Raw genomic sequence first — 13,406 nt, 5'->3', positions numbered from 1 at the left:
TCGGTGCCCTTATGTTTAATTGATGAGGGGAGTTTAGCAAAGCACCTTAGCGGGAAGATGGACAAAACATTACCAAAAGTTCATGTTGTTAATTCAGACAAATTGACTGTTAAAAGAGCGTGAATATCCATTATTATTTTTAACTGCTTTTGGGACAGGAAAATGGTTTTGAAGAAAGTTATGATTACCTTCAAAACCGTCTTTAGGATAGAGCTAAATTCCACCGGAAGGGAAACACAGGATCCGATCCTTTAGTTTGATAACTGGTGAATTCCTTTTGGAGTGAACTGCAGCTCCTCCTGCATTCCTAAATACTCAGCCGCAGTCGCTAATATTGACATCCACATTTCTGTGCCTTGTAAACTAGCCGTTTGATCTGGAGAAAATGCAAAACCCTGGTTATTCTGCCAGCGCTCAGTAATTGCAGGGATCTGTTGTTCAAACAGCGCTTTTATTTCGCTTTGGCGATAATCAGTTTGTAAAGCGGACTGGCAAAGAGGGTGGATAATGTCCAGTACGTTACACGCTGTAATATTATTTCTTAAAAAATGCCCGTTGATTCGACTATGGCAGAGTATGGTATCAATAGATGATTCTGGATACGGTAGCGGTTGTGAAAATTGTGCGTAGCTGCCGCGTGTTAAACGATAAAAACCATTTACAGCTTTCAGCCATTGTGATTCTTGGTTTGCAGATGCCCACATTCCAGTTGCTTGTAAGTTATTAATATTTAACCAGGCAAATAAAGGGTTTAATAGTTTGTCTTTTTCATCTTGATTAATAAGATCTTTTTGTAAATAAACAGCGCTGCTAAATAAATCTATCCAAGCACCGGATCCCCAGGCTCTATGCTTCCAGTCTAACTGGGATAGATGTGTGTATAAATCATATTTATTGATTTTATTAACTGCATGAACAGGCCATTTTAGCTGGCTGTCTAAACACTGCAGTGCATAACCCAGGCTTAATAATGGATAATGATCAGATATATCAAGCAGGCTTTGCTCTTTTCCTGGTATGCCTATTAAACCCGAACAGGGGAGTTGTAAATTCTGGAGTTTTTCTATTAATACACCTTTCTCGCAAAATTCAACAGGCCTATTCAATGCGGATGCTATTTCGACCATGTCGCAAAGCGGTCTGATATTATCGGACGGGAAAGGTTGTTGTGACTGTATTTGCTCCAGCATTAGTGAACAGTTATGGAACTTCTGGATATTAGACCACTGCTGTTGAATTTGTTTACTAATTTTTCTTAGACTGCTGCTTACTTTGCAGGTGCTTACAACTGGGGTATTAGGAATACGGCTTCTGATCACTTTAGCTGGATTACCTGCACAGATTGAGGACGCCGGCAGATCTTTAACTACAATCGAGCCTGCCGCAATTATACTGTTAGCGCCAATTTTAACACCGTCACAAATAACTACGCTCGCACCTATCCAGACATTTTCACCGATAACTATTCCCTTACTTGTACAGGGTTGTTTATAGATCGGGGTATGTATATCTTCAAAACCGTGGTTGAAACCGACAATGGTTGTCATTGAGGCAATACGTACTTGCTGACCAATTGTAACCTTACCTGAAATCTGCACATGGTTATTTATGGAAACATTATTAGCAATATTTAATGAGCCTCGTAAAATGGCTTGTGCAGCGATATAGGATTTACTTCCTAGTGTTAAATCATCACAACAAATGACAGCCTGCTCTGAGATAAACGCATCGTGATTGATTAGATAGCCATACTGCTTACTTAGCTTGGCTTTATATTGAGTATTTTTCTCCTGTTGTTCTGCATTTCGTGTCCATGGTAAATAATCACTTTGTGTAGGTGCTGTTAATTTTTCAGTCTTATGTGCAGTCATATAAACCTTGATGAATAAATGAAACGGTGTTTCATTTATACATCGTCATACTGTTTATTACTAGCTTCTGTTGAATTTTGCTGCTTAATAATTGTTCATGGTAATATCAATTTTTACTAACTTTAATTGAGTTTTATGTTAAATCATGTAGTTGTAATGATGAGGGAGATGAACATGAAAAGTGTGGCGCTAGACCTTTATGTTTTATAGTATAAAAAACAGGTCGCTAGGATGAAAAAGGCTTGTTTGTATAGTCAAAGGCAAGATGTTATTCCTGCCTTTTCCTTTAGGTGCTGCTGTGTAATGCGATTTTCTGAAAGCGGAATGAAAGATAATAATCGCTCGAATTGCAGAGCAGTGCTGTTATTGCTCGAGATTACAGTTTTTGCTCTGTAAACTGATGCTAAGTGTTAACTAGTTTATCGGATAGAACATCCATTTCAATGGCACGATGCGTATTGATTATTGAGTCTTCCATTGTTGTTATTGCTTCCTGCGGCGCGTCATTTTTAGAAAAAGCGGCATCTCTTGCTTCTTTATTTAACCACTGTGAATAAGCAACAAAATAATTTTCACCTGCTTTATGCAGTCGAGAGCCTAACGCATTATGATTTTCCATATAATGTTCGGTTACAGCTTCCCATGCATTTAAAAACTCATCGCATTTATGAGAGTGAACTTCCCACTGATATATTATTGTGTACATAAATTTTCCTTACATATTACTAGACCGTCAAACTGCTTATTTTCAGCCGGATTTTTTAAAAACAACACACTAATTTATCTTTGCTCGAGATTCAATGGATTGTTGGTTTTTTTATAGCAGATTTAAGTGACAGCGATAAATTTTTGCTCCCCCTATTTGAATTTAACCACTTGATCTAAATCAGTTTTAATCTCGAAAATTTGGTGCTTTTTGTGTGTTTTAATGCACTGTTTCGATGCGTTATTATTTATTGTTGTTCTGGTTTTTTTTGTTAATCTGCTGTTATTAGTATGTTGGTTGTATTTTGCGTATTTTTTGCTTTAGTGCTTCGTAAGTATTCGTTATAGGGCTGCTTTTCTCTTATCGTTATCTTATCAATATACAGGGAAGTAAAATGTCATATATCAAACCAGTTGATTTGATATAAATGATGATCGATGCAGGGGAATAAAAAGTATCTATGGGGACACGGGATATATTAGTTCGCAGTACTATGGCGGGGGCTGCAAGCGCATTACAAAAAACAACCTAATTTTGAACGATAACTGTTCAAAACAGATTTAAAGAACAATGCGACACAATAAAATAGCTATAAAAGTAAGCTAAATAATCAGGATTAGTAGCTATATTGAGTCATTTGAGCAGTTCTCATTTGAGCAGTTCTCATTATAGCCGTGCACCATCACTGGAATATAATAAAGTACGTATGAATGCTCAATAATTTTAGGTAGAATAAATAATTCGAGTTAATTGAGGCAGGAAGCCTTTTTCTTAAAGAAGTGAGGCATCATGCAGAAAAAATTACTATTAGCCGCTTTGTTAACAACCCTACCTGTTTTAGCTGTTGAAGATGGAGAAGCTAAATCGGAACAGGATAATCCGCAATTTGTAAAGGCGACGTCAGATCAAGGTACCTGCTCAAGCACGATCATTGGCGGGAAATGGGTTTTAACTGCGGAACAATGCTCCAGCAGTCACTCCAGCGGCAGCATCGAAACTTGGGATGAAGAGGAGATTAAACGGATCAGCGTCACTGATCATCCTAACCATGGTAGTGATGGTTTTGATATGGCACTTTGGGAATTAGAAAGCCTAGCGCAGATTAATAAAATTTCTCTTTTTTCACTAGACACTGTTGAACTGTCGGAGCGTGTCAGTATTTGGGGTTATGGCACTGAAGAGCTAGTATCCGGTGGTTTTGAAGCGCTGGAAATTGAAAATAATTTCGAGCAGCGTCTTGATTTGAAAAATACCTGTGATGGAACAACTACTTCCGGTGATAGGGGAGCAGCCAGTTTAAACAGTAGTAATCAGATTGTAGGTGTATACAGCGAGAATAATGCAAATAGCTATGAGTGCGGGAATGGTTCATTGAGCAGTCGTATTGATCATGATTACACCCAGAGCTGGATATTAGAAACAATAGACGGCTGGCATTATCCAACACTGGTTAATACCAGCAGCACAACGGAGATCACCGTGCAGAGCCTGCACTTAAACGGCGTAACAGCAGCTGCTTACACAACCGGGGATGCGGAAATTAATCTTGCGTCGAGTACCTGTGATGATAATTCACTCGATGGATTTGAAACCTGTACTTATTCAATAAGCAGTAAAGGTGAAGAGGGGACTTTACACCTTTCTGATGATGAATTTATTACCATCAATGAAGGGCAGGGTGAAGAAGATGATGGTGATGATGATGGGATCCAACTTTTTGGGGGAGCAATGAACGCTGCCGGCCTGCTGGTTTTATTCGCACTTGTTTATTTACGTAGAAAACGAATTTTTAAAGACTAGTTAATCGGCCTCCGGCAGAACGCCAGTTTCTTGGTTATGCAGATAACCAAGAAACATTTTTATCTTAGCAATTACCAGGCGCGATATCCGCAGGTATCGATATGAAAGCGCACTCCAGAATATAATCCCAGCCCAACCTTGTATTTAGCCCCGTATTTTTTATGTATCGCTTTGAGCTTTTTATGTAATTCCGGACGGCTGATATCTTCCCGCGGCACCATATCTAATGCACAAAAAATAAGATGTTTACTGAGCCCCGCTCCTCCTGCACTTTTGTTGAAAGCTGCGCTGCGCTCACCAGAAACAGGAATAACAATACCTATTTCAGGCTCAATATACTGCTGTATAAACTTTATGGTATTAACCATATCCGGCAGGTGTTTTTTGTTCGGCAGGGTAAATAATGAGGTGTTATTCATTACCCAGTCTGTTCCCTGAAGCAAAATTAAATACAAGGGCATGCTCACCTCAATGCCTTCGGCACGAAAATAATCCGCGATACCTTTAACTTTATCTTCGGCGTGATTTAATAAAACCCAGCCTTTAAAGGCTGCCCGGGTAGGTACTTTATAGCCTCTAATATCGACCACTAAATCGTCGTACTGTAGTTTTTCTTTATCTTCATAAAGTTTAGATATGTTATCAGCATAGAGGTTAAATGAAACAAATATGGAAACTAAAATGAATAAGTATCTCATTACTAACTCCTGTTCATTAATAAGCCAAGCTTTAATCATAGAACAGATATTTCGACTTAGCAGGAGCGGTTAACCGAGGTACTAATGCATTATTTAGATTCTGCTTTATTGTTTCTAATTAGATAAGATAAAAGTGCCAGGCTGTGGTTACTTTTAATTACGCTACAAGCAGTAATCTGTTTTCTAGGTAATTTTCTACTGATTCCAAAGTGCTGACATCGGCTGATTCTAAGATGTTAAAGACAAACCAGCAATGGGGATCATGCTCATACCAGCGTAGGCGATAAGAATCGAAACGAAAGTCAAAAGCTTTTTCTAGGGTGACAAGGCTTGGCTGCGCTTGTTCTACCAGATCTATTATATCGTTTAAAATAGGCTCCCTGATTCTCTGATCCATTTCTTTAAACTCGTCCAGTCTTTTTCCCAGCCTAGGCCGTTTGTCATACCATCTACTCATGAGATCCTACTTATCTATTTAGATTATCAGTTGTATAGAAAATAATTTTAAAATCAGCCATGCTTCACGTTTTTTCGATAATAACTGTACAGAGCCGACCATACGTTCTTCTCTTTATGTCAAAGGATAGTCAATAACTCGTGATGGAAATACACTTTACATATATTTGTGAGTCTTATCAACATTTGTGTAAATGTATCGGATTTATCTATTGCAGAATGGCAGATTAGCTGCGTAGTTACGAAATATAACAAGAGCAGAAAGTTTTGCATGCTTTGTTAAATGACTTATGTAGCCACAGACAACAAAAAAGAGGGATATGCAGATAGTGAATTATTTTAAATAATTCACTTATGATTTATCAACCATCGGATGCCCCGTCTATTTTTCTACTTGTCGGCCCGAGTAAACTAGTGATACTCTTCAGCTCTAAGTTTACTTAAGCTTTTTATTACTCACTTCTCAATGGTCGCATTTGCTATGGATTTTCAAATTGGTTTCAATGAAATTGAGATTGATGCACTAGAAAATGAAAGTGTTGAAGCCGTCTGGACTTATTACAATGTTCAAGGGAATCACCACTATATCGTGCCGGACGGGAGAACAGACCTTATTTTTACGTTTGATATTCAGGCGAACGGGCAGTTAAACAATATTATCCCCATTATCTCCCCGCCTTTTACTAAAGCTCATCTAATAAAGATTAGAGCCCATCAAGGTTTCATCGGCCTTCGATTAAGAGCTGGTTTTACCGCTTCTTTTTTAAGCACGCCACTCTCTATGATCTCAGGCAGTCTCCAATACGGGAAAGATGCAGCGGAGCATGTACCGTGGATCGAAAATCTGTGCAGTGACAAAAACAATGTTAGTCAGCTAATCACTGGTATTAATCGACATATTTGTGCGCTTCCGCCACAGTCAAAAACTACAATGGTTGCAGATATTCTAAGCTTAATACACCAGGATCAAGGTATTACACAAGTCAACAGTATTGCACAGCAGATAAAAGTATCAGAACGAACAATCAACAGAAAATTTACCCATGCTGTAGGACTATCCCCCAAGCAGTACTCATCCATTGTCCGGTTAAAACGAGCGATAGACAGTCTGACTAATTCATCCTATGCCGTTTCATCTATAGCTGTGGATTGTGGTTTTTCAGATCAGGCCCATATGACCAGAGAAATTAAAAACTACATGGGTCAGACACCACTCATACTGCGGAAAATGCTGGATACAGGCATCATTCTCTAGCTCCCTTGTGTCTAGGGGGAACACATTTGTTAGCGTCTTAAAATTTCCTGTCCTGTCTGATTTATTCAATACGCCTTAACAGCACTCCTTTAGCATGTAATGAAACCAACATAGCAGAACAATACTTTTGCTAAACACTAGGATTTATTACATGTTCAAACAATTAACTCAAATACAGCAAAAACCAGAATTGTTCTCGGCTTATACCACCGACAAATTATGGACAGAGCCCCATCTTGCTGAACAAATGCTCCAGGCTCACCTAAGCCAGGAAACACCTATGGCATCACGTCCCCTAGCAGCAATAGACAGGGTGGTAACATGGATAGACAAGATGTTTGATCTGAATGGAAAATCTATCTGTGATCTCGGATGCGGTCCTGGACTATATGCGGAGAAATATGCTCTGCTAGGTGCACAGGTTTATGGTTTAGATATCTCTGCTAATTCAATTCAATATGCCAAAGATTCTGCTGCTGAACATAAGCTGGATATTAGCTACGCTGCTGCAGACTATCTGGTTTCCACACTGCCTTTAGAGCAAGATTTAGTAACGTTAATCTATTGTGATCTAGGGGCTCTCTCGCCGCTGCATCGGCAGACACTTTATCATCAAGTACGAGAAAGTTTAAAGCCAGATGGTTTATTCATATTCGATGTTTTTTCAAACCGTGCATTTGATGCATTCACAGAGCATTGCTCATTTGCACCAGATTACATGAACCAGTTTTGGTCTAAAAACAACTATTTTACTTTCCATAATGCCTTTCGTTATGAAGACGATAATGTATCACTAGACCATTTCACCATTGTTGAAGAGCATCGAACATGGGATGTATATAACTGGATGCAGTACTTTACACATGAGAGCATTAGTGCCGAACTCGCTGATAACGGATTTGAGGTGATAGAAATCGTAAATGGATTTGATGCAGAAGAATCAAGCAGCGCTTCGTTCGGAGTTATTGCTAAACTGAAATCATAACCTCTATTGAAATGTCTTCTCGTAATACACTATACGGGGAGGCTATTGTCGCGGGTATCCAGATTAGGCACTAGTTTCCATGCTCCGCGCTGGGTATTCAGACTGTCAGTGTTAACTATGGAACTAAGTTGATTTCATATGCATCAACGCCACTGGCTCTTTTGTTAAGTTAAAACGCTGTTCAACGGCATAGGGAATAAAGCCAATATTTGAGTACAGCAATAAGGCATTTGTGTTGAAATTAAACACAGATAAATGAACTGCCGCATTATATTTATTTGTACAAATTTCTTTCATATGCAGTATCAAAGCTTTGCCTATTCCAAGCCCGCGATGTGATTTTGCTACAACCACATTTCCTATAAATGCAGATATGTCAGGCTTAACATCATACAAATTTGCAAATGCAATTATCTGCTGCCCATCCATAAGTACCGTTAAGTCTCTGCGCGGCTCTAATAATTTTTGTAATTGAGGTGTATCTAGAGGGAAAGCCGCACTCGGATAAATTCGATGCAGTTCTTCAGGAGTTGGAACTAAACTCGATATTCCATCAAAATGCTCTTTTGTAACAGGTATATAACTCCGGTAAGAAAGTTTAATTAGTTTTCGGTGCTTCTCGTAGGAACAAGGCAAGGGACAAAGTAAATACTTCATCCCTTTTGGATAATGTTAAAGGCCTAGTTTATCGGCAACATAATCAGCGTCTTTATCACCCCGGCCAGACAGATTGATTAAGATCTGCTTGTCTTTGGATAGCTTGACGGCTTCGCGCATCGCCCAGGCCACGGCATGGGCACTCTCTAGTGCCGGGATAATCCCTTCAACCTGCGAGAGTGTCATAAAGGCATTTAAGCACTCATCATCGGTGACTGAGTCATACTCTGCACGTTCAATATCTTTAAGGTAACAGTGCTGCGGGCCAACTCCCGGGTAATCTAAGCCGGAAGCAATTGAGTGAACAGGTAATGGCTCACCTGCATCATCCTGCAGCAGATAGCATTTAAAACCATGGATAGCGCCCGGCTTTCCTAAAGTTAGGGTAGCTGAATGTTCCGTGGTATCCAGTCCTTTACCGGCAGGTTCTACGCCGACTATTTTGACCTCACTGTCATCCAGAAAAGCTGTAAACAGACCAATGGCGTTTGAGCCTCCGCCAACACAGGCGGTGATGATATCGGGCAGTTTATTGAATCTTTGCTGGAACTGCTCTCTGGCTTCACGGCCGATAATGCTTTGGAAGTCTCGCACCATTTTAGGGAAAGGGTGAGGACCGACAACAGAGCCGATGGCGTAGAGATAATCTGTCGGGTTTTTAAGATATTCCACAAAAGCGCTGTCGACTGCATCTTTTAAGGTGGCCGTGCCTTGAGTAACAGCGACCAGCTTACAGCCTAAGATTTTCATCTTAGTGACATTAGGATGCTCTTTCTCTATGTCGACTTGACCCATATGGATTTCACAGGGAATACCCACCAAGGCGCAGGCTGTAGCAAGTGCAACACCATGCTGGCCTGCACCAGTTTCGGCAATTACCTTTTTCTTGTTCATGTATTTGGCGAGTAAGGCCTCACCAAGGCAGTGATTGATCTTGTGGGCACCAGTATGGTTAAGGTCTTCACGCTTGAGATAGATCTGTGCGCCGCCGAGTTTATCGCTAAGGCGTTTGGCATGATAGATAGGACTTGGACGTCCGACGTAGTCCTGGAACAGCTGCATCAGCTCATCTTGGAAGCCTTGAGTCTGTCGAATTTCTTCGTAGGCTTGATTAATCGCATCCATGGCGTTCTTTAGCTCGGGCGGAATAATCTGACCGCCATATTCACCAAAGAAACCGTGATTATCAGGCATGGGGGCGAATTCGAATTTACTCATAGAACCTCTCTATACTTTTGAATTTATTATTACTTTGACATTAGTTGACTTCATTTTTGATACACCCGGTCAATATATAACAGAGTCAAGGAGGGGCCAACAGCAATTGGCATAACTATGAAGTTGAGAGGGGGGGGCTGTTTAAACATCACTAAAACTGCGCGGCAGGCTCTGAACACCGGCATCTTTTCCTTTTTCTGGGTAACGCTCTCGTCTGACGACGCGAGGTATCACCAGTCCCGATCCGGCGTTTGTTATGACGGCCCAAAAGAACACCGTCTCTAGATTAGTGGCATGTGACTGAAGGCCGCCTTGATAAAATGGTTAAACGCCTTGGCTTTGTGGAATAGAGAGCCACCAGCTGTCTGTGATTTTGAAATTGCCTGGGTGTTTGGGGGCTCTTTTTTTCAAGGTATTCAGGGCAAAACGGCCCCCAAAATCACCAATGTTCAGCGTGTTGGCAAGGCACTGTACGACAGTAACTCACAGATGCCGCTGTGGTGTCTCGTGCTGTTCCAGCTGTTCTTTCACTGGTTGAGTATTCGACTGCCAGGCTGTTTGACCTCTCTTATGTATAAACTGCCGGATCATGCGGCAGCGGGACAGAAGCGATACTTCAGAAGCTGTGCTTAATTGCCTGTCTGCTTATGTTAATATTATGCCAATAATAACACCAAGGAATTACTATGCAGTATCAACAACTTAAATCTCAGTGGCCGGACTTCTCGCAAAACATCCTGGATTTTGCACTGCAGTTAGGATTAACAAACCTGCCTTTAGTATGTGATCATGCCGCTTTACGGGTGAATGATCAGGCTGCTGCTCAAGTGCTGCTGGAGCAGTGGCAGGAGCAGGGGCAGGTTATCTCAGACAGTATTATTAACGGGCGGCCTATTTATATTATCGCGCTGCATGAGCCTCTGCTGCTTGGTGACTGGCAGATTGACTGCGTTGAACTGCCTTTTCCCGGTAAACCTTACCCGCAGCAAGGCTGGGAACATATTGAATTAGTGCTGCCGGGTAATGCGGCAACGATAGCTGAATTAGAGCAGATTCTAGATGCAATGACCCCTGATATTAAAGCAGTATTGGCCGCCAACCCCGCGATTAAGATAAAACGCTCTGCACCACAGGCTGAAGGTGAAAGACTGGCTAACCCGACCATTGCATTTAAGCTGGATAACATCTGTATTAAGGTACACGGCGCAGATATTAAAGCCGTGATAGCGAGTGAGAAAGAGCAGAATAATTTTTAAACGTTAAAAGACAAATGAAAAAATTTAAGATGGGTTTTATACTGTAAAGACAAAACTTGTACTGGGGAAGGGGTGATGAAAGGTTTACTGCTGCTGATCATATTACTGATTCCATTACAGGTGTCTGCCAAAGAAGTGATGATAATAAACTATTTTGACAGTTACCCGCCTTACTCCTGGAATGACGGCGGCGTCATGAAAGGTATTCTGGTGGAGGTTGCTGCTGAAGCGCTTAATAAACGCATGGGGATTGACGTTGTTCATCAGGGCTTTCCCTGGGCACGAGCTCAGCAGCTTGTTAAACATCGGCGTGGAGATGCTTTTATTACCGTGCCGACTCCTGAGCGCCAGGAATATACTCTGATAAGTAAAGAAACTGTGCTGCCTGTAACTTTTTCTTTATTGGTACATAAAGAAAATACTCAGCTGAAAAAGATTCAGCAGATCAGACAGCTGTCGGAGCTAGAGCCGTATAAGCTGATCTCTTATCTCGGCAACGGCTGGGCTAAAAAGAATCTTGGAGAAATGGATATTTACTGGGTATTGACGATTGAACGGGTACTGGAGCTGATGGAAAACAACCGCTATGATGTGTTTGTTGAAGCTACCTATGCGATTAATTCTTATATCCAAAGGTTTGATCATCATGACAAACTGTTGTCTATCCCAGTACCGTTTGAACCGGTCAGATTTCATTTATGCATTGGTAAAAACTCTGCTTATACGCATCTCCTGCCTGAGTTTGATGCGACTATCCGGGAAATGCGTCGGGATGGGACTTTAGAAAAAATCTATCAAAAATATCAGAACGTCGCATTATTTAATTAAACATACGGATATATTCAGCCGCATTCGCTGCTGTCAATGCCGACAACTGGTATTATTCCTGTTGTACTTAACCCGCTGGGATTGGGGGTGAAGTAATAAACATAACAACGGATTTGATTAAAGTTATTTCCTTTAGGAAAAATCACAAATCCGTGTCCGACAGCTGCATCGCTGTACTGCCGGCTTGTAAACCATAGCTGCCCTTTATGGTGAACGCACCAGTCACTGCCGTCTTCAGGGCAGGTACTTGTTGTTATGAGAGTTACGTCATCAAAAGAGACTAAGGATTCAAAGGTCTGAATACCATTATTTACCCAGCGGCCGTCGGGATAGTTTCCTCTTATTCGAAACTGTTCGCCGTTGTCTTTAGTATAAATAGTGCTGTTACTGTTTTTGTTACCCGGATTGATTTCAACGAGAGCATAATTTAAATCCCTGGCAGAGACTAATGCCGCTCTCATCTCCTTCATGGATGCCAGTTCTGCATCAGACTTTAAATTGATGAACTTAGGAATAGCGACGCTAGACAAGATAGCCAGAACAACGATGACTAAAACTAATTCTATCAATGTAAAAGCAGCTTGTTTATTCATAAACATTTCCAAGCAGAGCTGATATAAAGTTTTATACTTTCAATTATGGACAGAGGCTGCTGAAAAGCCCGTAAAAAATTGAGAGGTTCATCATATAACTGCACTGAATGTAACTGTTTGAGGCGCTAGCGGAATTACAGCATCCAGGATGTTAAATTATTTTCTAGTTATCAAACTGCTCGACAATAGCTCTCATCAGTTTCTCTCTATCATGACGCCAGTCTCTATTGGGAGAAGCTAAATCGGCCTTAAAGAAGTTCCACTCTGATTCAAGCTCAGGGTGAGGGGTGTCACCAATTATCACATCAATTTTTCGTCCGCGGCAGGCTCTTTCACACCATTCAAGTTTCTGTTTAATGCCCATTCTGCCGGCTGGGCCGTATTCTGGAGAAAGGTTTTCAATAAAAATGAGTTTTGCAGTCTGGTTCTCGAGTATTGCGTGACCGATTTCAGGCAGCAGCAGCGGCGGCATGATACTAGTTAGGAAACTGCCCGGGCCCAGCACAATGCAGTCGGCCTGATTAATAGCAGTTATCGCTTCACTGGTGGCAGGCACCTCCGGCTCTAAATCCAGGCGCTGCAGATCCTGGCGCATTTCATCAACACTGGTTTCGCCGTGCACCCACTTTCCGTCACAGGACAGAGCTTTAAGGTCTGACGGGTGTTCAGACATTGGGACAATATTAACTTCAACTTTTAACATGTCGCGGATCAGCTGAATAGCTTCCATCGGTCTAACCGATAAATTATCTAACGCAGTGAGCATGAGATTACCGAGATTGTGGCCGTCAAGTTCGCCCGTCCCCTTAAATCGATATTCAAACATCATTGACTGCACCGACGGTTCAGTGATCAGCTGATTAATACAGTTGCGTGTATCTCCCCAGGCAATGCCTCCCTGGCAGTGACGAATGCGTCCCGTAGAGCCGCCGTTATCTGTTGTGGTGACGATGCCGGTAGCATTGCCGCCGAATCCTTTTAATGCAGCTAGTATCCGTCCTAAACCATGCCCGCCGCCGACAGCGACTATTTTTTTATCTTTATATGCATTCATATCGAATTCTTATTAATATGCTGTTCAGT

13 protein-coding genes are annotated in these 13,406 nt (G+C 41.3%); 5 read left to right on the top strand and 8 right to left on the bottom strand.

From position 1 onward, the window contains the following. Positions 1 to 251 precede the first annotated feature (251 nt). Both G327_RS23775 and G327_RS0100910 read right to left on the bottom strand, forming a co-directional pair. The gene (locus tag G327_RS23775; RefSeq protein WP_019612882.1) at positions 252 to 1,871 is read right to left on the bottom strand and encodes an acyltransferase; all 1,620 of its coding nucleotides are present in this window, start codon (positions 1,869 to 1,871) and stop codon (positions 252 to 254) included. A 403-nt stretch (positions 1,872 to 2,274) separates the two neighbouring features. After that, a complete protein-coding gene (locus G327_RS0100910) occupies positions 2,275 to 2,577 on the bottom strand; it encodes a hypothetical protein (RefSeq protein WP_019612881.1) in 303 nt (100 codons plus the stop codon). Positions 2,578 to 3,366: 789 nt separating this feature from the next. Here G327_RS0100910 and G327_RS0100905 point away from each other — a divergent pair. Further along, positions 3,367 to 4,377, top strand: a complete 1,011-nt coding sequence (locus G327_RS0100905; protein ID WP_019612880.1) for a trypsin-like serine protease — start codon at positions 3,367 to 3,369, stop codon at positions 4,375 to 4,377. A 71-nt stretch (positions 4,378 to 4,448) separates the two neighbouring features. Here the strand turns inward: G327_RS0100905 and G327_RS0100900 are convergent, their stop codons facing one another. Beyond that, complete coding sequence (locus G327_RS0100900) at positions 4,449 to 5,075, bottom strand: hypothetical protein (protein WP_019612879.1); 627 nt, start codon at positions 5,073 to 5,075, stop codon at positions 4,449 to 4,451. Between the two features lie 157 nt (positions 5,076 to 5,232). After that, complete coding sequence (locus G327_RS0100895) at positions 5,233 to 5,532, bottom strand: hypothetical protein (protein WP_019612878.1); 300 nt, start codon at positions 5,530 to 5,532, stop codon at positions 5,233 to 5,235. Positions 5,533 to 6,012: 480 nt separating this feature from the next. Here G327_RS0100895 and G327_RS0100885 point away from each other — a divergent pair, with 480 nt between their 5' ends. Continuing rightward, positions 6,013 to 6,786, top strand: coding sequence for a helix-turn-helix transcriptional regulator (locus G327_RS0100885; RefSeq protein WP_019612877.1), 774 nt, complete (start codon positions 6,013 to 6,015; stop codon positions 6,784 to 6,786). 151 nt (positions 6,787 to 6,937) lie between these two features. After that, positions 6,938 to 7,771, top strand: a complete 834-nt coding sequence (locus G327_RS0100880) for a class I SAM-dependent methyltransferase (protein ID WP_026339122.1) — start codon at positions 6,938 to 6,940, stop codon at positions 7,769 to 7,771. Positions 7,772 to 7,894: 123 nt separating this feature from the next. Here the strand turns inward: G327_RS0100880 and G327_RS26350 are convergent, their stop codons facing one another. Beyond that, on the bottom strand, positions 7,895 to 8,428 hold the full coding sequence (locus G327_RS26350) for a GNAT family N-acetyltransferase (RefSeq protein WP_083938413.1): 534 nt from the start codon (positions 8,426 to 8,428) through the stop codon (positions 7,895 to 7,897). 15 nt (positions 8,429 to 8,443) lie between these two features. Next, entirely contained in the window at positions 8,444 to 9,646 is a 1,203-nt protein-coding gene (gene trpB / locus G327_RS0100870; protein ID WP_019612874.1) for a tryptophan synthase subunit beta, read from the bottom strand. A 686-nt stretch (positions 9,647 to 10,332) separates the two neighbouring features. On the opposite strand from trpB, the gene G327_RS0100860 reads away from it, so the two are divergent. Both G327_RS0100860 and G327_RS25855 read left to right on the top strand, forming a co-directional pair. Beyond that, a complete protein-coding gene (locus G327_RS0100860) occupies positions 10,333 to 10,902 on the top strand; it encodes a VOC family protein (protein ID WP_019612872.1) in 570 nt (189 codons plus the stop codon). Positions 10,903 to 10,977: 75 nt separating this feature from the next. Next, complete coding sequence (locus G327_RS25855) at positions 10,978 to 11,730, top strand: substrate-binding periplasmic protein (protein ID WP_019612871.1); 753 nt, start codon at positions 10,978 to 10,980, stop codon at positions 11,728 to 11,730. A gap of 14 nt (positions 11,731 to 11,744) precedes the next feature. On the opposite strand, the gene G327_RS27490 is transcribed toward G327_RS25855, so the two are convergent. Next, positions 11,745 to 12,323, bottom strand: a complete 579-nt coding sequence (locus G327_RS27490) for a type II secretion system protein (protein ID WP_019612870.1) — start codon at positions 12,321 to 12,323, stop codon at positions 11,745 to 11,747. 163 nt (positions 12,324 to 12,486) lie between these two features. After that, entirely contained in the window at positions 12,487 to 13,377 is an 891-nt protein-coding gene (locus G327_RS0100845) for a YvcK family protein (RefSeq protein ID WP_019612869.1), read from the bottom strand. Positions 13,378 to 13,406: the final 29 nt, after the last annotated feature.

This window comes from Psychromonas ossibalaenae ATCC BAA-1528 (assembly GCF_000381745.1).
GTDB lineage: Bacteria > Pseudomonadota > Gammaproteobacteria > Enterobacterales > Psychromonadaceae > Psychromonas > Psychromonas ossibalaenae.
This window is presented reverse-complemented; position numbering and strand designations above follow the sequence as displayed.

Excerpts from the sequence above, each read along its gene's own strand:
- G327_RS23775 (WP_019612882.1), bottom strand. The coding sequence starts at position 1,871 with ATGACTGCACATAAGACTGAAAAATTAACAGCACCTACACAAAGTGAT.
- G327_RS0100910 (WP_019612881.1), bottom strand. The coding sequence starts at position 2,577 with ATGTACACAATAATATATCAGTGGGAAGTTCACTCTCATAAATGCGAT.
- G327_RS0100905 (WP_019612880.1), top strand. The coding sequence starts at position 3,367 with ATGCAGAAAAAATTACTATTAGCCGCTTTGTTAACAACCCTACCTGTT.
- G327_RS0100900 (WP_019612879.1), bottom strand. The coding sequence starts at position 5,075 with ATGAGATACTTATTCATTTTAGTTTCCATATTTGTTTCATTTAACCTC.
- G327_RS0100895 (WP_019612878.1), bottom strand. The coding sequence starts at position 5,532 with ATGAGTAGATGGTATGACAAACGGCCTAGGCTGGGAAAAAGACTGGAC.
- G327_RS0100885 (WP_019612877.1), top strand. The coding sequence starts at position 6,013 with ATGGATTTTCAAATTGGTTTCAATGAAATTGAGATTGATGCACTAGAA.
- G327_RS0100880 (WP_026339122.1), top strand. The coding sequence starts at position 6,938 with ATGTTCAAACAATTAACTCAAATACAGCAAAAACCAGAATTGTTCTCG.
- G327_RS26350 (WP_083938413.1), bottom strand. The coding sequence starts at position 8,428 with ATGAAGTATTTACTTTGTCCCTTGCCTTGTTCCTACGAGAAGCACCGA.
- trpB (WP_019612874.1), bottom strand. The coding sequence starts at position 9,646 with ATGAGTAAATTCGAATTCGCCCCCATGCCTGATAATCACGGTTTCTTT.
- G327_RS0100860 (WP_019612872.1), top strand. The coding sequence starts at position 10,333 with ATGCAGTATCAACAACTTAAATCTCAGTGGCCGGACTTCTCGCAAAAC.
- G327_RS25855 (WP_019612871.1), top strand. The coding sequence starts at position 10,978 with ATGAAAGGTTTACTGCTGCTGATCATATTACTGATTCCATTACAGGTG.
- G327_RS27490 (WP_019612870.1), bottom strand. The coding sequence starts at position 12,323 with ATGAATAAACAAGCTGCTTTTACATTGATAGAATTAGTTTTAGTCATC.
- G327_RS0100845 (WP_019612869.1), bottom strand. The coding sequence starts at position 13,377 with ATGAATGCATATAAAGATAAAAAAATAGTCGCTGTCGGCGGCGGGCAT.